The organism is Streptomyces sp. NPDC041108, assembly GCF_055592645.1.
In genome coordinates this window covers 20,246-38,951 of sequence record NZ_JBVIYK010000013.1, presented here as the reverse complement: position 1 = coordinate 38,951, position 18,706 = coordinate 20,246, and the positions used below count along the sequence as shown (strand labels likewise).

Below are 18,706 nucleotides of genomic sequence, written 5' to 3'. Positions count from 1 at the left end.
TGCGCCGCACCACCGCCCGCGGAGTCGGCCGTCGGTCCCCCCGCGGCTGCTGTTGCGGGCTGGCCTGGTTGTTGAGGGTGATGCCCAGCTCGGGCGCGATCTTGCGGCACAGCTCGTCGAGCCCTGCGTGTCCGACGACGAGATGCGCACCCGCCTCCTTCATCTCCGCCGTCGTGCCGCGCTGCCTGGCCATCTCACCGAGCGGGTACTCCCACGGCGGAGCGCACCTTGATGACGAAGTCCCGGTCGGCCTCCGTGAGCGGCCCGTACTGGGTGCTGGCGATGATCCGGTCCGGGGTGGCGGTCGTCTTCTCGACGCCCACCAGGGCGGGGTAGGCGAGCGCGGCGAATGAATCATTGCTCTAGGTAAAATTTGCAGTGGGCTCAAATTGAGGGGTCATGGAGGGGTTCGGTGCCGGAGATCCCGGGCCGTGCCGGGCGGGGTGCGGGGTGCGGGGTGCGGGGTGCGGGGTGCAGGGTGCACGGCCGGCGGTGCGGGTGGCTCCCGATGACCGCGCGGGGGCCCTGGGCTGATCCCCCGCGTTCCCCGCGCCCGCTCCACCGCCCGCTCCACCGCCCTCTCCGGCCCGTCATCACGGGTGAGTGACCCGCGAACCGTGACTCGTGTTGCTGATGCCCGTATCCTCGTCAATGCCAGATATTTCCGATTAGCGGATTGTCCAGGGCGCGAGTGAGGCAAGCGTGGTGCGGTCCGACGGCGAGCCGATACTCACGGGACGTGCGAAAGACGGCACGGGCCCCGCCCTTTTTCGTGACCGGAGTCCCGCCCTGTTCCGCGAGCGGTTCCTGCAGGGTGAGTCGCTGGAGACGGGTGTCCGCACGTCGATCCTCAGCTCCTGGCAGCGGTGCCGGTCCCTCGGGCTGTCCCCCGACCGGTCCGACCTGCCCTTCCGGGACGACTTCGACCGGGACGACCGGATCGCCCGCGCGGCCGTACCGGTCCTCGACCGGCTGGAGTCCAGATTCGCCGGCAGCGCGATGAACATCTCCGTCGCCGACGCGAACGGCACGGTTCTGCTGCGTCGCTTCGGGGAGGCGTCGCTGGCCAGAGGGCTCCCGGACATCCAGACCGTCCCCGGGTTCGTGTTCGCCGAGCAGTTCGCCGGCACCAACGGCATCGGCCTCGCCCTGGCCGAACGGCGGCTCATCCGGGTCTACGGCGCCGAGCACTTCGCCGAACGCTCCCAGGCCAGCGCCTGCCGCGCGCTCCCCGTGCGCGACCCGCTCAGCGGCCGTATCGAGGGCGTCCTGTGCTTCGGATATCCGCGCGGCTTCGAGCATCCGGCGCTGGACGGCGTGATCCGCAAGGCGGCCGCGGCCATCGAACGGCGGCTGCTGGGGCAGAGTTCCGTGCGGGAACGGTCCCTGCTGCGGGCCTACCTGGACGCCAGGGCCGAGGCCGGTGCGGGCCCCCACCACAGCGTCGGTGTCGACGAACTGGTCCACGGGCTGCGCCCCGCCGACCGGGCCACCCTCCTGGAGAAGTCCGCAGAACTGATCTCCCGTGCCCAGCGGGCCGCCGTCGACGTACCCCTGACCGACGGCCGACGGGTCACGCTCGTCAGCCGCCTCGTGACCAGCGCTTCCGGAGTGGAGGGCATCGCCGTCGAGGCCGTACTGCCCGGAGCCCCGCGTCAGGAGGTCCTCGCCGCGCTCCGCCCGGCCGAACTCGTGCCGGCCCTCTCCGTCGACCCCGCGCGGGGCGTCGGCGCCGCCGGCACTCCGACGGTGCGGCCCCGCCACGGCGGCCCCCTCACCGTGACGCCGGGGCCGCTCACCGCCGTACCCGCCCCCGGGCGTCAGCACGACCCCGCACCACCCGAGTACGACCCCGCATCACCCGCCAGGACCGCCGCGGCCGTCGACGGCATCACCACCGACGGCTCCCCGCCCCCCGGCCGCGGTCTGCTGATGGTGGGCGAGCCCCACGTCGGCACCTACGCCCTTGCGGCCCGCCGCCGGCTGGAACTGCTGTCCGAGGCCAGTGCCCGGATCGGAACCACCCTGGACGTGCGCCGCACCGCCCGGGAACTCGCCGAGACGGCGGTCCCGCGCCTGGCCGACTACGTCACCATCGACCTCGCCGAACCCGTGCTGCGCGGCGAGGAGGCGGCCGACCCGCGCGACGACCTGCGCCGCACGGTGGTCCACGGCATCCGCGACGACCTTCCGTTCAGTCCGGTGGGCAAGCAGGTCGACTACGGCCCGGCCGTTCCGCAGCTGCGTTCCCTGACCGGGGGAGAAGCGGTGCTGGAGCCGGACCTGAGGACGGCCGCCGGCTGGCTCGCGCAGGACCCCGAGCACACCGACCGGCTGCTGAGGCACGTCCACTCCCTGATCGCCGTCCCCCTGGTCGCCCGTGGCGTCGTCCTGGGCGTCGCCGCCTTCTACCGCGCCCAGGACCCCGCCCCCTTCGGCGACGACGACCGCTCGCTGGCCCAGGAACTCGCCACCCGAGCCGCCCTGTCCATCGACAACGCCCGGCGCTACACCCGCGAACGCACCATGGTCCTGGCCCTGCAGCGCAGCCTGCTCCCGCAGGGGCTCCCCGACCAGGACACCGTCGAGGTGGCCCACCGCTATCTGCCCGCCGAATCCGACGTCGGCGGCGACTGGTACGACGTCATCCCGCTCTCCGGCGCACGGATCGGACTCTTCGTCGGCGACGTCGTCGGCCACGGCATGCTCTCCGCGGCGACCATGGGCCGGGTCCGCACGGCCGCCCGCAGCTTCGCCGAACTCGACTTCCCGCCGGACGAGGTCCTCACCCACCTCGACAACCTCGTGGGCCGGCTGGACCGGGAGGACCCCGTCTCCGACGGCGGCGGCATCATCGGCGCGACCTGTCTCTACGCCGTCTACGACCCGACATCGCAGCAGTGCACCCTGGCCCGCGCCGGCCACCCGCCGCCCGCCCTGGTCGGCCCCGACGGCACCGTGTCGTTCCCCGAACTGCCGGCCGGACCTCCCCTGGGCCTCGGCGGGCTGCCCTTCGAGTCCGTCGACATCCACCTGCCCGAAGGTAGTCAGCTGGTTCTGTACACCGACGGACTCATCGAGGACCGCGACCGTGACGTCGACGTGGTCCTCGACCAGTTGCGCGGCGCGCTGGCCCACCCCGAGCGCACCCCGGAGGAGACCTGCCGGGTCGTCCTGGAGACCGTGGCGCCCGCCCATCCGGGCGACGACATCGCCCTGCTCGTCGCCCGCACCCACGCCTTCGACCCCCGGCGGATCGCCACCTGGGAGCTGCCGGCGGATCCCGCCCGCGTCAGCGAGGTGCGCGCCGCCGCCCAGCGGCAGATGGCCGAATGGGGCCTCGACGACGCCGCGTTCGCCGCCGAACTGATGCTCAGTGAACTGGTCACCAACGCCATCCGCCACGCCACCGGCCCCATCCGGGTACGGCTGCTCCACGACCGCTCCCTGATCTGCGAGGTCGCCGACACCAGCAGCACCGCTCCGCATCTGCGCCGGGCGGCCACCACCGACGAGGGCGGGCGGGGCCTGTTCCTCGTCGCCCAGCTCTCCCAGAGCTGGGGCACGCGCTACACCCCGGAGGGCAAGGTCATCTGGGCCCAGTGCGGACTCGACGGGGGCTGACGCGACCGGCGCCGACCGACGACCAAATGTCGCATAGGAAGCGATATGGGTGGTTAGTATCGCTGCCGGAAGCACACGCCGGAAGAACTCGCCAGGCCGACCCCCGGAGCTGTCCGTGCACGACGCTCACGACACCTCTGCGCAGCCGGCCCCGCCCGGCGGGCCGGAGCCGCTGGTCCGTGTCCGGGGCCTGACCAAGCGCTTCGGCGGCACCCTCGCCCTGGCCGGCGTCGACCTCGACGTCCACGCCGGCAGCGTCCTCGCGCTCCTCGGTCCCAACGGAGCCGGGAAGTCCACCCTCATCAAGATCCTCGCCGGCGTCCACCACGCCGACGCGGGCCGGATCACCGTCGACGGGCACCCGCTCGCGAGCCACACCGCGACGCCCCGCATGTCCTTCATCCACCAGGACCTCGGTCTCGTCGAGTGGATGACGGTCGCCGAGAACATCGCCCTGAGCACGGGATACGCGCGCCGCGCCGGACTGATCTCCTGGCCACGCACCCGCGACCGCTGCACCGAGGCCCTCGCACTCGTCGGCGGCCACCTCGACCCCGACGCGCCCATCGCCCGGCTCACCCCCGCCGAGCGGTCCCTGGTCGCCATCGCCCGCGCCCTGGCCACCCGGGCGAGACTCATCGTCCTCGACGAACCGACCGCCCGCCTGCCCGCCGCGGACTGCGCCCGCCTCTTCCGCGTCCTGCACAGCCTGCGCGACCGGGGCCACGGCATCCTCTACGTCAGCCACCGCCTCGACGAGGTGTACGAGGTCGCCGACAGCTTCGCCGTCCTGCGGGACGGCCGTCTCGTCAGCCACGGCTCGACCGCGGGCCACAGCCCGCTGCGCCTGGTGCGCGACATCACCGGCGAGGACCCGGCCGGTCTCCGCCCCGCCCCGCCCCCGGCCGCCCCCCGCCCCGCGCCCGCCCCGGCCGGCGCCCCGCCCCTCCTGGTCCTGGACGGCGTACGGACTCCCGGCGCGGGCCCGGTCGACCTGGAGCTGAGAGCCGGGGAGGCCCTCGGCCTGGTCGGGCTGCCGGGGGCCGGGCACATGGAACTCGGCCGGGCCCTCGCCGGTGCCCGGCCCCTCCTCGGGGGACGGGTCCTCCTCGACGGCGCCCCGTACCGCCCCCGCGGCGTCGCCGAGGCCGTCCGGCGCGGGGTCGCCCTCGTGCCCGGCGACCGGCAGCGGGAGGGCTGCCTCCCCGAACTGACCGTGCGGGAGAACCTGTTGGCCAACCCGCGCGCGGGGGACGGGCCGACGCCCCGCTGGCTCGGCCCCCGCCGCGAGCGCGCCGAGGCCGCCGCCCTGATCGACAGGTTCTCGGTGCGGCCGCGCGACGGCGAGGTGCCCGTCGCCGTCCTGTCCGGCGGGAACCAGCAGAAGGTGATGCTGGGCCGCCGGCTGCGGACCGGCCTGCGGCTGCTGATCCTGGAGGAACCCACGGCGAGCGTGGACATCGGAGCCAAGGCGGCCGTCCACCGGCTGCTCGGGGAGGCACTGGCCGACGGCCTCGCGATCCTCCTCATCTCCACCGACTTCGAGGAGGTCGTGGGCGTGTGCGGGCGTGCCCTGGTCCTCGTCCGCGGGGCCGTGACAGCCGAACCGGCCGGGCCGGCTCTGACCGTCGCGGCCCTGACGCGGGCGGCCTCGGCCATGCCCCCCGGCGGAACCGCGACGGCCCCATGACCGCCCCGCCTTCCCCGTCCGCCCCGCGCCCGCGCCCGTCGAAAGGCACCGTCTCGGGCACGCGCACGGGCGGGCACGTCATCGGCGCCTACGGCCTCCTCGGTCTGACCGTCCTGCTCGTCCTGGTCTTCTCCCTGGCCCTCCCGCGCACCTTCCCCACCCTGGACACCGTCGACTCGATCCTGTCCACCCAGTCGATCCCGGCCGTCCTCGCCCTGGCCGCCATGGTCCCCATCGTGACCGGCGCCTTCGACCTGTCCATCGGCTACGGACTCGGCCTGGCACACGTCATGGTGCTGTACCTGATCGTCGACGCCGACTGGCCCTGGCCGCTCGCCTGCCTCGCCGTGACCGTCGGCGGAACGGTCGTGGGAGTCATCAACGGCGTCATCGTCGAGTTCGGCCGCATCGACTCCTTCATCGCCACCCTCGGAACCGGCAGCATGATGTACGCCGTGACCGGCTGGGTCACCGACGGCGGCCGGATCGTCCCCGGCCCCCAGGGCCTCCCGCCCGCCTTCACCGACCTCTACACCTCCACGTTCCTCGGCCTCCCGGTCCCCGCCTTCTACGTGCTGGCCCTCGCTCTCGCCCTCTGGCTGGTGCTGGAACGGCTGCCGATCGGCCGCTGTCTGTACGTCGTCGGATCGAACCCGCGCGCCGCCGAGCTCGTCGGCATCCCCGTCCGCAGATACACCGTCTGCGCCTTCGCCGCGTCCGGTCTGATCGTCGGCCTCGCCGGGGTGCTGCTCGCCGCCCAGCAGCAGATCGGCAATCCGAGCGTCGGCCTCGACTATCTGCTGCCCGCCTTCGTCGGCGCCCTCCTCGGCTCCACCGCGATCAGACCCGGCCGCCCCAATGCCCTGGGCACCCTCGTCGCGGTCGCCGTCCTCGCCGTCGGCCTCACCGGCATCGCGCAGATGGGCGCCGACTTCTGGACGGTGCCCCTCTTCCACGGCGGCACCCTGCTCCTCGCCGTCGGCCTGGCCGGATACGCCGCCCGCCGCCGGATGCGCACCGGCGCCTTCGCCGCCCGCGACGCACCCGCCGGCCCTGCGGAGCCGCCACCGGGCGGCACTCCATGACCGCGGCCGCGCGCCGCCGCGCCCTCCCGCTCGCCCCTCCGCGAGGAGCACTCGTGCACCACTCCCACCACGGCCCGCGCCGACGCAGGACCGGCTTCGGCGCGCCCAGGACCCGGTACGCGGCGGCCGCGCTGCTGACCGTGACGACCGCGCTGCTCGCCGGCTGCGAACGCGGGTCGTCCGGTGATCCCACGGAGTCCGCCTCCGGACCGAACGGCTGTCCGAGGGCCTATGCCGAGGCCCGGGCCGCCGTCGGCCGGGCGGAACGGACCGACGTCCCCTGGAACGGCCCGGCCACCGGCCCGAAGGCCGTGACCGGACGCACCCTCGTGTACGTCGCACAGACCATGACCAACCCCGGGGTCGCGGGCGCGGCCGACGGCGTCCGGGAGGCCGGGCGGGTCGTGGGCTGGAACGTCCGGGTGATCGACGGCGGCGGCACCCCCGCCGGCATCCAGGCGGCCATGAGCGAGGCGGTGACCCTTCGGCCCTCCGGCATCGTCGTCGGCGGCTTCGACCCCGACGCGACCTCGCAGCAGCTCGCCCGTGCCGAGAGGGCGGGCATCCCCGTCATCGGCTGGCACGCGGTCGCCGCACCCGGCCCCAGCCGGCGCCCCGCCCTGTTCACCAACGTCACCACCCAGGTCGAGGACGTCGCCAGGATCAGCGCGCAGTGGGTCGTCGCGACCTCCGACGGCGACGCCGGGGTCGTGATCCTCACCGACGCCTCGATCCCCTTCGCCAAGAACAAGTCCGACCTGATCAGAGAGGAACTCGCCACCTGCGCGGGCGTGAAGCTGCTGTCGTACGTCAACATCCCGATCCCCGACGCGAGCAGCCGCACGCCCCGCGAGGTCTCCTCGCTCCTCTCCCGCTTCCAGGACCGCTGGACCCACTCCGTCGCCATCAACGACCTGTACTTCGCCGACGCCGCGCCCGCCTTCCGCGCGGCGGGCAAGGACGGCTCGGGTCCGCCCTTCAACATCGGCGCGGGAGACGGCGACCCCTCCGCCTTCCAGCGCGTCAACAGCGGCCAGTACCAGGCGGCCACCGTCCCCGAGCCGCTCACCCTCCAGGGCTGGCAGATCGTCGACGAGTTCAACCGCGCCTTCTCCCGCCGCCCGGCGAGCGGCTATGTGGCCCCGGTCCACATCAGTACGGCCGACAACAGCGAGGGCGCCACGAGCTGGAACCCGTCGGGCTACCGGGAGGGGTACCGGAAGATCTGGGGCAGGTGAGGGCGCCGGCGGGCCCCGGCCGCACGGCCCGCGCGGGGCGTGGCCGCCGTGCGGGTCACAGGCGCAGGACGATCAGGGCCGTGTCGTCGGTGTTGCCGGACAGCGGCAGGAGATCCGCGAGCAGGGCGTCGGCCAGGGTCTCGGGGTCGTGCTTGCGGTGGTGGGCCAGGGAGTGGGCGAGGCGCTCCAGGCCCGTGTCGATGCCTTCGGTGCGGCGCTCGATCAGTCCGTCCGTGTACAGGACCAGCGTGGAGTCCTCGACGAAGGACGTGCGGGCCTGGGGCCGGGCGGCGTGGGTGGGCCGGGCGGCGAGCGGCGGGTCGGTGGCCTGGTCGAGGAAGGTGACGGTGCCGTCGGGGCGCACGAGGGCGGGCGGCGGATGGCCCGCGCAGCTGTAGGTGATGGTGTGGCTGTCCCAGTCGATGAAGGTCGTCACCACCGTGGTCGACTCGGCGCCCTCGACGGAACGGGCGTACAGGTCCAGGGCCTCCAGTGCCTCGGCCGGACCGCCGGAGACGCGGGTGGCCCCGCTCAGGGCGCTGCGCAGCTGCCCCATGGCGCAGGCGGCAGCCAGGCCGTGGCCGACGACGTCGCCGACGGCCACCGCGAGGCCCTCCCCGGGCAGGCCGACCAGGTCGTACCAGTCGCCGCACACGTTCAGCGCGCCGATGGCGGGGCGGTACCGTACGGCCGCGTCGTGCTGCCCGGTCGGGCAGGGCGGCGGCAGCATCGCGGCCTGCAGGGCGAGGGCCACCTCGCGCTCGTGGGCGTGGGCCGTGCGCAGCCGTTCGTTGACCTCCTGCAGTTCCCGGGCGCGGGTGTACAGCTCGGCCTCCAGCACCTGGGCGCGGGTGTCGCCCCCCGGGCCGCCCCGGGCACGGATGAGTTCGGTGACCTCCTCCACCCGGTGGACGATCAGGACCACTTTGCCGTCGGGGCCGAGGACGGGCGCGTTGACCGGGCTCCAGTAGTGCTCCTGCCACGAGCCGGGAAGCTGGGGGTCCTCGATGTCGTAGCGGAGCAGTGCCATCGTGTCGCGTTCGCCGGTGGACACCGCGCGCAGCATCGACTCCCGGGTCTCCCGCATCCCGGCCGCCGCCGGTTCGTTCGGGTTCTCGGGGAAGACGTCGAAGATGTAGCGGTTCAGCAGCTGCTCGCGGGAGCGTCCGGCCAGCCGCAGGAAGTCGTCGTTGGCGTCGACGTACACGAGATCGGGCGTGAGCAGCGCCACCATGCCGGGCAGTGCCCGGAAGACCTCCGCATAGTCGATATGCGGTTCCCTCATGTCCAGCCTGCCTTGGCGCCGAGCGTCGGTGTGTCGTTCCACGATAGGCGTGAACGAGCCACCTGACGCGGTAGATCCGCAGTATCGGTGACGAACTCCGTGCGCTCCCGCGACCGCGGACCTCTCCCGTCACTCCGGCACCACCTCGCTCCGTCCGTCCGCGGGGCCTGTGACCGGACGCGCGCGTCCGGTCACAGGAAAGGACCGAAAGAGTGAAGCCCGGAGCGGGCCCGTGCTGCGGGGCCGGCCCGCGGAGCCGGGGCGGGTTCCCCCGTCGCCCCGGATCCGAGTGCCGGACGCCGCCCGGGGTCAGAAGATGCCCGGGCCCGGGGTCAGGACGCCGGACGGGTCGAAGCGGTGCTTCCACTCGGAGAACTGCGACCACATCGAGCCGTAGTGCGCCTGCCAGTCGGCCGCGGTGAACGCGCAGGCGCCGTGCGGGTAGCGCACCCCGCCGACGGCTGCGGCCTCCTGGTAGAAGCGGTAGTTGCGCTGTGTCATCCGCGTCGCGAACTCGGGGTCGGGGCCGGACCGCGCGGCGTCGGTCAGCACGCTGACGAGCCAGACCCAGGGGCCGCCCGTGTCGCCGGGGAGCCGCAGCAGCGGTCGGCCGTAGCTCGAACGCAGCATCGGGAAGATCAGCCCGAACCCGGTCGGGCCGAGGTCCTCGGCGCTCAGCGACGGGAACACCGACGCGACGTAGTCCTCGACCGCGTCGTCCGGCAGGAACAGGTCCGACCACGGCTTGACCTTCGCGTCCCAGTCCAGATTCGCCGCGAAGGAGTCGTACATGGTGGTGACCAGGGAGATGTAGTCGAGATAGGGGGAGTCCTGGAAGACGGCCGTGGCCGCGGCGGGGCTCAGTCCGCGCAGCAGACGGGACGTGTCGGGGGTGTCGCCCGGGTTGTGGAAGACGGTGGCCCACAGGGTCAGGGGCTGCGCGGTGCCCGGCTGGGGGATGCTGCCGAGGGAGTCGAACTCGCCCCGGTTCGCCAGGACGCGGATGTCCCGGAAGAACGTGGGGATGTCCTGGTACCCGATCCGGTACGTGCGGGCCAGCTGCTTGGCGGGCACCAGGTCGACGGTGGCCCGCGTGATCACACCGCACTGCCCGAGTCCGGCGAGCGCGGCCTCGAACAGGTCGCTGTTCTGCGTGCCGGAGCACCACCTCAGCCGGCCGTCGCCCGAGACCACCTGCAGCTGCCGGGCGTGGTCTACCTGTGCGCCGGCCCGGTAGGCGGACATCATCCCGATGCCGCCCATGGACAGGGTCCCGCCGATCGTCGTCCCGAGGTAGCTGGTGATCGAGACCGGGGTGAGGCCCTGCTCGAAGGCGGCCTCGATCAGGTCCTGCCACAGCACGCCTGCGTCGACGTCGGCGCCGTCCGTGCCGATCGAGTGGATCGTGTCCAGCGACCGCATCTCGATGACCAGGCCCCCGCTCACCAGCGGCTGGCCGAACATCGCGTGGTGCGCGCCGGCCGGCGCCACCTCGATGCCGTGGTCGGCGCAGAAGGCGACCATCTTCCGGACGTCCTGGACGGACCCCGGCCGGAGTACCGCGCACGGTCTCCGGAACACGATGTTGCCCTGGTCGTGCGCATTCGCCGTGAGGGACGCCGCGTCGAAGACGAGGGTGCCGTCGAGCGGGGGCACGCCGACGAGGGCGGAGTTCTCCGCTGCCGCCGCCTCGGTCACCCACTGGCGGGCGACCAGGTCGAATCCGGCCACGAGTGTCACGGCCCCGGCTCCGAACCGGGTCAGGAACCGACGCCTGCTGACGCCGTTGTGTTCTGTGTGTGACATGACAACCTCCGTGATGTCGACGCGGCGGATCGTCGGCACGCCGCCGCGGTTTCGTGGTTTCTTCTCGGCGCGGAATCAGCCGAGCGAGTCGCGCGGGCGCACGGCCGCGCACCGCGACGAGCGTCCCGGCCCGAGTCCGGAGCCGGGTCGGCGGCCTCCACGCACAGCGATCTCCCCCTGACGTTCCGCTTACCGTCCATCATGACTTCCGGGAGGCTTCTCGCGCGACGGTCGGGATCATCAACTGCGGTCGGATTCAGGGCTGGTGGGCGACTGCACGAGTCAACACCGCCCGGGCGTGCGTCAGTCGTCTGCGGCAATGCGGCTTGTGCCCGTGTTCAGCACGTTCCGGTTGGGCTCAACTGTCGCCAGATGTACTCAGGCTGACACCCAGTCATCAGGTTGAGTGATGATACGATCACGGCACTTACCGAGTGGACGGATGGGTGCAAAAAGAGCATTCGTCGTCTTTGGTGAATTCCTCGCGACAACCCTGGAATGGCTGACCTTCGGTATGTGTGAATTGACAGGAATTCAGTAGCTGGCTATCGGCCGCCTGAAGAGGGTCTCATGACGCAATACATACAAAACCCGGCGCTGTGGGCGCTCGTTGTCGTAACCCTTGTCGCCGCCGCCCTCATCGTTCGCCAGCGACGGGCGGCGCGCACGTTACGGCAGGAGATCGCAGGGCTCAAGAACCACTACGGTGAGCTGGAGAGCCAATACTCGGAGTCCGTCCGCTCGGCACAGCAGGAGGCCGAGGGCGAGACGAGGACCGCGCTGAAGTCCGCCATGCGGACCCTGCAGGGCCTCGCCGCCGAACAGCAGCGCATCATCTCCGGACTGCAGCGCAAGTACGGAGACTCCGTCATGCTCCAGGACCTCCTGGAGATCGACCACATGAACGCGCAGTTCGGCCGGCGTGCCCAGTCCATCGCCGTGCTGTGCGAGGGCTGGCTCGGCCGGCACCGCGACGTGGCCTCGGTCTACGACGTGGTCCGCAGCGCCCAGGGCAGGATCCGCCACTTCCAGCGGGCCCACATCCTGTCCAAGGTCGACTTCGGCGTCACCAGCCGGGCCGTCGAACCGGTGGCACTGGCCCTCGCGGAGCTGCTCGACAACGCGACCAGCTACTCCAGCCCGGACACGGTGGTCGAGATCAACGTGCGCTCCGTGCCCAAGGGTGTCTGCATCATCGTCGACGACGCCGGTGTCGGCATGAACGAGGAGGAGAAGGCCAGGGCCGAGAAGCTCCTCACGAGCGAGCGTGCCACGGGCGTCTCCGGTCTCGGCAACCCGCCGCAGTTCGGCTTCGCGGTGATCGGTGTGCTCTGCGAGCGGTTCGGCTTCACGGTCTCGGTGGACTCCACCTCTCCCTACGGAGGAGTGCGGGCGGTCGTGCTGCTGCCCGACGAACTGCTCACCGACATGCCGGTGCCCAAGCAGCCGGCCGAGTCGGTGGAGCCGGTGGCGCCGCGGGAGGAGCCCGCGGCCGTCGAGACGCGCACCTCGGCGTACGAGAGCACGCCCGAGCCCGCGCTGCCCATCGGCACGACCGAGGACGGTCTGCCCAAGCGGCGGCGCAAGCGGCCGATGGCCCTGGTCTCGACCGGCCCGACCGCCGCGCCGGCCCCGAGGCGCCGCAGCGAGGAGACGGCAGCGATCATGGCCGCCTTCAAGCAGGGCACGGACGCGGGCCGCGCCACACATCCGGAGGGGGAGCGGCCGGGCGGAACCCGTGACGCGAGCAGCGAAGGGCACGAGGTCCCATGAACAACGATCTTTCCTGGATGCTTGACAGCGCCTTGGAGATCCCCGGAGCCCTCCACGCGGTTCTGGTCTCCTCCGACGGGCTGCTGAGGGCACGCTCGAAGGACGTGGACAAGGACGACGCCGACAAGGCCGCCGCCGCGATGAGCGGCATGCAGTCGCTCAGCCGGTCCCTGGCGTTCTTCTGCTCCCGCTCCGACCTGCGCTGGCAGCAGACCCTCGTCGAGTTCGACGGCGGCTGGATCTTCCTGATCTCGGCCGGGGACGGCGCCTACCTCGCCGTGTCGGCCTCCTCCGACGTCGACATGGCGGACATCACCTTCCGCATGCAGCAGCTCGTCCGACAACTGGGCAAGGTCATGACCGCGCCGCCCCGGGAGAGCGTGGTACGGCCATGACCGAATCCGACAGGCACGAGCACGAAGCCGCCGAATTAGTACGCCCGTACGTCATCACCGGCGGCCGCAGCCTGCCCGGCGAGAGTCAGTTCTCGCTGATCACGCTGGTCACCGCGGTCGTCGACCAGCAACAGCGGCCCGCCCGCCTCTCGCCCGAGGAGCAGAACCTGCTGGGGATGTGCGTCGGCGGTTATCTCTCCGTCGCCGAGATCTCCGGGCACCTGCACCTGCCGGTGGGAGTGGTCAAGATCCTGCTCGCCGCCCTCTCCGAGGCCGGCTACCTCGTCACCCGCCCGCCGGCGGCGGCGCGTGCGCCCGTCGCCAACCTGCAGATCCTCGAGGAGGTGCTCCATGGTCTCCAGTCCAAGTTTGGATGAGCGGGCCTACGTTCCCGGCGGAGAGACGCAGACCGCCGTGAAGATCCTGGTCGTCGGGCACTTCGCGGTGGGCAAGACCACGTTCATCGGGTCGATCTCCGAGATCTCGCCGCTCTCCACCGAGGAGACGATGACCCAGGCGGGCGAGGCGATCGACGACCTCAAGGGCGTCCAGGGCAAGACCACCACCACGGTCGCCATGGACTTCGGCCGCCTCACCGTCAGCGACCGCGTCGTGCTGTACCTCTTCGGCACCCCCGGCCAGCAGCGCTTCGTACAGATGTGGGAGGACATGGCACGCGGCGCCCTCGGGGCGCTCGTGCTGGTCGACCCCGAGCGGCTGGCCGACTCGTTCGCCGTGATCGACCTGATCGAGCAGTACGGACTCGACTACGCGATCGCGGTCAACCACTTCGACGGCACATCCATACGTGATGCCAGGGCACTGCGCGAAGCGCTCGATCTGCTCGACGACACCCCGATCGTCACCTGCGACGCGCGGGACGAACGGTCGTCGGCCGAAGCACTGATCACGCTCGTCCGCTACTTGATGGACCGCGCCCGTTAGGAGCAGAGCAGACATGACCCCCGACCCCACCTTCCCCGCACCCCCGCCCGGCTGCCCCGCCCACGACAGCGGAATGCGGGTTCCGCTGTACGGGCCGGAGTACGCGGCCGACCCGCAGGCGTACTACGCGTACATGCGGCACTACGGGCAGACCGCTCCGGTCGAGATCGCGCCCGGCGTCGACGCCACCCTCGTCACCGACCACGCGACCGCGCTGCGGCTGCTCCAGGACTCCGGCAACTTCCGCAAGGACGCGCGCCGTTGGCGTGACGTCGCCGAGGGCAAGATCGGCCCGGAGAGTCCGGTCGTACCCATGCTGGGGTACCGCCCCAACGCCATGTTCACCGACGGAGCCGAGCACGCCCGGCTCCGCCAGGCCATCACCGACAGCCTGGCCAAGGTCGACTCCCGCCGCATCAGCGAGATGACCAAGCGGGCTTCCGACTACCTTCTGGCCCAGGTGTCCGCCCGCGGGTCCATCGACCTGATGAACGACTACGTCAAGCAGTTGCCGCTGCTCGTCTTCAACGAGCTGTTCGGCTGCCCGGCGGACATCGGCGACCGGGTCGTCTTCGGCATCTCCGGGGTCTTCGAGGGCGTCAACGCCGAGAAGGCCAACGCGGTGCTGGGCCAGGCCGTCTTCGAACTGGTCGCCCTCAAGCGCGCCAGGCCCGCCGACGACGTCACCTCCTACCTGATGCGGCACGAGGCACGGCTGACCGACGAGGAACTCGTCCACCAGCTGATCCTGCTCCTCGGCGCCGGCGCCGAACCGCTGCGCAACCTCATCGGCAACACCCTGCACCGCCTGCTCCTGCACGACCGCTACGCCGACGGCGGCCTCATCGAGGAAGCCATCGACGACACGCTGTGGGAGAACCCGCCCATGGCGAACTTCGCGCCGCACTACCCGGCCATCGACCTGGAGTTCGGCGGGACGAAGATGCGGGCCGGCGATCTCGTCCTCATCAGCATGACGGCGGCCAACACCGACCCGGCGCTCGCGACGGCCCGTCAGACGGGCGGCAGGCGGGCCCACCTGTCCTGGAGCGCCGGACCGCACGCCTGCCCCTCCAAGGAACTCGCCCGGCTGGTCACCATGGTGTCCATCGAGAACCTGCTCAACCGGCTGCACGACATCGAACTCGCGGTGCCCGCGGACAGCCTCACCTGGCGTCCCGGCCCCTTCCACCGCGCGCTCGCCGCACTTCCCTGCCGCTTCACCCCTCAGGTGATGCAGCGGCCCGCCCCGCCCCGCGCGGAGACGGCCGCTCGCGGCGAGAGCGCCCCGGCGGGCCGCAAGCAGGAGCGAGGTGTGTGGGGTTCCTTCCTGTCCTGGTTGAAGGGGTGACGCACGCAACATCCTGTGACAGAGGGCACTGCATGAGTATTCAACCAACGGGGTAGTAACGCGGCGGCAATTCGTGGTGACCAACGAACAAAGGGAGGTGTCGTGGACCACATATCCACCGGCGCCGCTTCTGCTCGACATCCGGACATTTCCCGCCGCTCCCGACGGCACACCGCTTTAACCCACGTGGAGGCCACGAGGGGCGAGATCCGCCACCGGTCACCACGACACGAGATACCCGCCGAGGTCGGCGGGTATCTTTCTGTGTCCATCTCTACCCAGGGCACCCCCAGGGAGAAACCCTCGTCCGCGACCCCGCCCGCCCCCTGCGAGCAGCGGCGGGAGACCCGGTGAGCGCCATCACGTCCGGCACCGGGAGGACCCGGCCGGACCGGACGCTCGGCGAGCTCGTGACAGGCCAACTGCGGCGCCTGTGCCAGGTGTCGGGGCTCGGCCCGTCCGACACCGAGACCTACGCGCACGTCCTGTCCGACTCCCTCGGAGCGGCGGCCGAACGGTCCCTGGACCTGCCGGCCCCCTCCCGGAGCTTCCTGTCCGACGACTCCACCCCCGTGGAGTTCTCGCTCTCCTTCGCCACCGACGCGTCCCCCCGGCTGCGGGTGCTGCTCGAACCGGGCTGCGGCGCCGGCGACCTCCGCGAGGACGGCCGCACCGGGCTGCGTGTCGTCCGGTCCATGGCGGGGCGCTGGGGATTCGACACCGGGCAACTCGACGCCCTGGAGGACCTGTTCCTGCCCCCCGACCCGCAGGGCCCGCTGGCCCTGTGGATCGCCCTGGAACTGCGCCCGGGCGGCGTGCCCAAGATGAAGGTGTACCTCAACCCTGCGGCGTCCGGCCCGACGAGGGCCGCCGGGACGATCCGGGAAGCGCTCGACCGCCTCGGCCACCGGCACGCCTTCGACGCGCTGCCCCCGGCCGACGGGCACCCGTTCTTCGCACTCGACCTGGGCGACTGGGCGGCGCCCCGGGTGAAGATCTACGCCACCCATCACGGGCTGCCGGTGACGGACGTCGGCGGTCTGTGCCGGATGGAGTCCGGCCCCGACAGCGCGACGCTGGAGGAGTTCCTCCGCACGGCGGGCGGTTTCGCCGACGGAGCGGGGCGGACGCCGGCCCCGGAGGCGCGGTTCGACCGGCGCCCCGTTCTCACCTGCCACTCCTTCACCCGGACGACCGGCGGCCCCACCGGCTTCACCCTCCATGTCCCGGTCAGGGACTACGTCCGGGACGACGCCGAAGCCCTCCGGCGGGCCGGAGCGGTCCTCGGCCGCCAGGGGCTGGGCACCGACACGCTCTCCCGGTCGCTGGCCGCCCTCACCCCCCGCGCCCTGCGGGACGGCGCCGGACTCATCGCGTACGTGGCCCTGGCCCACGAGCAGCACCAGCCGCCCCGGGTGACCACGTACATCTCGTCGGAGGCCTATGAGGTCCGGCCCCCGAACACCCCGTCGGCGGACCCCACCGCCCCGTCCCACGCAGGGCACGCGTCCGTCCGACGCCACGGCAACGACCAAGTATTCCGCAGTACTTCAGGAGCAAGGATCAGCATGGAGCCGTACCGCATCAAAGTCGTCGAGCCCATCGCGCTCACCACTCGGCAACAGCGCGAGGCGGCGCTGGAGCGGGTGCACTACAACCTGTTCGACCTGCGTGCCGAGGAGGTGACCATCGACCTGCTCAGCGACTCCGGCACCGGAGCCATCTCCGCCGCCCAGCTCGCGGCGGGCATGGAGGGCGACGAGTCCTACGCGGGCTCGCGCTCCTTCTACCGTTTCCACGAGACCGTGACCGAGCTGACCGGCTACCGGCACATCCTCCCGGCCCACCAGGGGCGTGCCGCGGAACGCATCCTGTTCAACACGCTCCTCGAACCCGGCGGCATCGTCCTGTCCAACACCCACTTCGACACCACCCGGGCGAACGTGGAGCTTTCCGGATGTCAGGCCCATGACATCCCCTGCGCCGAGGCTCGTGACCTCGACAGCGAGCGGCCCTTCAAGGGCAACATCGACCTCGACACACTCCGCACCACCCTCGAAGGACCGGACGGCGCCCGCGTCCGCGTGGTGATCATGACCATCACCAACAACGGAGGCGGCGGCCAGCCCGTCTCGATGGAGAACCTCAAGCAGACCGCCGAGATCTGCCGCCGGCACGGCGTCCCCATGATCCTGGACGCCGCCCGGTTCGCCGAGAACGCCTGGCTGGTCACCCGCCACGAAGAGGGCTACCGCGACCGCACCCCCCGCCAGGTCGCCGAAGAGGCGTTCCGGCTCGCCGACGGCTGCGTCATGAGCGCCAAGAAGGACGGAATCGTCCACATCGGCGGCTTCATCGGACTCAACGACCCCGAACTCGCCGAGAAGTGCGAACGCCTCCTCATCGCCACCGAAGGCTTCGCCACCTACGGCGGACTCGCCGGCCGCGACCTCGACATGATGGCCACCGGCCTGCTGGAGGTCACCGAACCCGCCTACCTCGCCGAACGGGCCGACGTCGCCTCCCACCTCGCCGACCGCGTCCGCTCGGCAGGCGTCGACATCCTCGAACCCCCCGGCCTGCACGCCCTCTACCTCAACGCCGGACGCCTGCTCCCGCACATACCGCCCCACCACTACCCGGGCCACGCCCTCGCCTGCCGCCTCTACCTCGAAGGCGGCATCCGCTCGGCCGAACTCGGCTCCCTCTACCTCGGCGAGGAGGACGAGGACGGCAACCCCACCAAGAGCGCGCCCTACGAACTGGTCCGGCTGGCGCTCCCACGCCGCGTCTACACCCGCAGCCACTACGACCATGTCGGGCGCACCCTGGAACAGATCGCCAAGAACGCGGAATCCGTCCACGGCTACCGCATCGTGGAACAGTCCCCGATTCTGCGGCACTTCCGCGCCAAACTGCAGCCGGTGAGCAGCTGATACGCCCCCCGGGCGCGCCTGACACCGACGCCGGCCCCGACGCCCGCCCCAGGTGACGGGCCGCCCAGCCGACCCCGACGCCCCGACGGAGTGACCCCACCCTCCGCCGGGGCGTCGCCCGTCGCCGACGAAAAGAACGAAGCCGAAGACGATGACCACCGGGATCCACCCTGTCGACCACGAACTCGTCCGGGCCGCGACCGACGTCGCGCGCACCCGGTGCCGGGGCGACAACCACACCATGGCAGCAGCGGCCCGCGCCCGGGACGGCCGCGTCATCACGGCCGTGAACGCCTACCACTTCACCGGAGGCCCCTGCGCCGAACTGGTCCTCATCGGCGCGGCGGCCGCGCAGGGGGCCTACGAGCTGGACACCGTCGTCGCCGTGGGCGACCGCGGCAGGGGAGTGGTGCCGCCCTGCGGCCGATGCCGCCAGGTCCTCCTCGACTACTTCCCCTCCCTCCAGGTCATCGTCGGGTCGGGCGACCACATCCGCTCCGTCCCGATCACGGACCTGCTGCCGGACAGCTATGTCTGGGCCGACCATCAGCTCGACGCCGAATAGACATCCCCACCGG

The 18,706-nt window shown here is 71.8% G+C and carries 13 protein-coding genes and 1 pseudogene; 11 read left to right on the top strand and 3 right to left on the bottom strand.

Features of this window, described 5'->3' with window-relative positions; translation table 11 throughout:
* Nucleotides 1–46 precede the first annotated feature (46 nt).
* Nucleotides 47–353, bottom strand: a pseudogene (locus ACZ6BB_RS30555) (DUF4142 domain-containing protein); the annotation flags it as partial.
* A 349-nt stretch (nt 354–702) separates the two neighbouring features.
* Here ACZ6BB_RS30555 and ACZ6BB_RS30550 point away from each other — a divergent pair.
* From ACZ6BB_RS30550 to ACZ6BB_RS30535, 4 genes are all read left to right on the top strand, one after another.
* On the top strand, nt 703–3,624 hold the full coding sequence (locus ACZ6BB_RS30550; RefSeq protein WP_471618345.1) for a SpoIIE family protein phosphatase: 2,922 nt from the start codon (nt 703–705) through the stop codon (nt 3,622–3,624).
* Between the two features lie 115 nt (nt 3,625–3,739).
* On the top strand, nt 3,740–5,314 hold the full coding sequence (locus ACZ6BB_RS30545) for a sugar ABC transporter ATP-binding protein (RefSeq protein ID WP_471618344.1): 1,575 nt from the start codon (nt 3,740–3,742) through the stop codon (nt 5,312–5,314).
* Nucleotides 5,311–6,399 carry an ABC transporter permease gene (locus tag ACZ6BB_RS30540; RefSeq protein ID WP_471618343.1) on the top strand — a complete coding sequence of 363 codons (1,089 nt, stop codon included), beginning with the start codon at nt 5,311–5,313 and terminating at the stop codon, nt 6,397–6,399. The genes ACZ6BB_RS30545 and ACZ6BB_RS30540 overlap by 4 nt, the downstream gene beginning before the upstream one ends.
* Before the next feature lie 53 nt (nt 6,400–6,452).
* The gene (locus ACZ6BB_RS30535) at nt 6,453–7,637 is read left to right on the top strand and encodes a substrate-binding domain-containing protein (protein ID WP_471618342.1); all 1,185 of its coding nucleotides are present in this window, start codon (nt 6,453–6,455) and stop codon (nt 7,635–7,637) included.
* A 55-nt stretch (nt 7,638–7,692) separates the two neighbouring features.
* Here the strand turns inward: ACZ6BB_RS30535 and ACZ6BB_RS30530 are convergent, their stop codons facing one another.
* On the bottom strand, nt 7,693–8,922 hold the full coding sequence (locus ACZ6BB_RS30530; protein WP_471618341.1) for a PP2C family protein-serine/threonine phosphatase: 1,230 nt from the start codon (nt 8,920–8,922) through the stop codon (nt 7,693–7,695).
* A gap of 309 nt (nt 8,923–9,231) precedes the next feature.
* Nucleotides 9,232–10,728: an FAD-binding protein gene (locus tag ACZ6BB_RS30525; RefSeq protein WP_471618340.1), complete on the bottom strand. Its 1,497-nt coding sequence runs from the start codon at nt 10,726–10,728 to the stop codon at nt 9,232–9,234.
* A gap of 570 nt (nt 10,729–11,298) precedes the next feature.
* Between ACZ6BB_RS30525 and ACZ6BB_RS30520 the strand changes: the two genes are divergently transcribed.
* From ACZ6BB_RS30520 to ACZ6BB_RS30490, 7 genes are all read left to right on the top strand, one after another.
* Nucleotides 11,299–12,501 (top strand): sensor histidine kinase, encoded by a 1,203-nt coding sequence (locus tag ACZ6BB_RS30520; RefSeq protein WP_471618339.1) that lies wholly within the window; start codon nt 11,299–11,301, stop codon nt 12,499–12,501.
* Nucleotides 12,498–12,896: a roadblock/LC7 domain-containing protein gene (locus ACZ6BB_RS30515; RefSeq protein WP_037727590.1), complete on the top strand. Its 399-nt coding sequence runs from the start codon at nt 12,498–12,500 to the stop codon at nt 12,894–12,896. The genes ACZ6BB_RS30520 and ACZ6BB_RS30515 overlap by 4 nt, the downstream gene beginning before the upstream one ends.
* Nucleotides 12,893–13,273 carry a DUF742 domain-containing protein gene (locus ACZ6BB_RS30510; protein ID WP_471618338.1) on the top strand — a complete coding sequence of 127 codons (381 nt, stop codon included), beginning with the start codon at nt 12,893–12,895 and terminating at the stop codon, nt 13,271–13,273. The genes ACZ6BB_RS30515 and ACZ6BB_RS30510 overlap by 4 nt, the downstream gene beginning before the upstream one ends.
* Nucleotides 13,248–13,841 carry a GTP-binding protein gene (locus ACZ6BB_RS30505; RefSeq protein ID WP_013005331.1) on the top strand — a complete coding sequence of 198 codons (594 nt, stop codon included), beginning with the start codon at nt 13,248–13,250 and terminating at the stop codon, nt 13,839–13,841. Before ACZ6BB_RS30510 ends, ACZ6BB_RS30505 begins: the two co-directional genes overlap by 26 nt.
* A 13-nt stretch (nt 13,842–13,854) precedes the next feature.
* Nucleotides 13,855–15,192 carry a cytochrome P450 gene (locus ACZ6BB_RS30500; RefSeq protein WP_471618337.1) on the top strand — a complete coding sequence of 446 codons (1,338 nt, stop codon included), beginning with the start codon at nt 13,855–13,857 and terminating at the stop codon, nt 15,190–15,192.
* Nucleotides 15,193–15,542: 350 nt separating this feature from the next.
* Nucleotides 15,543–18,128, top strand: a complete 2,586-nt coding sequence (locus tag ACZ6BB_RS30495; protein ID WP_471618336.1) for a tryptophanase — start codon at nt 15,543–15,545, stop codon at nt 18,126–18,128.
* A 151-nt stretch (nt 18,129–18,279) separates the two neighbouring features.
* Nucleotides 18,280–18,693, top strand: coding sequence for a cytidine deaminase family protein (locus ACZ6BB_RS30490; protein ID WP_471618335.1), 414 nt, complete (start codon nt 18,280–18,282; stop codon nt 18,691–18,693).
* Nucleotides 18,694–18,706 lie beyond the last annotated feature (13 nt).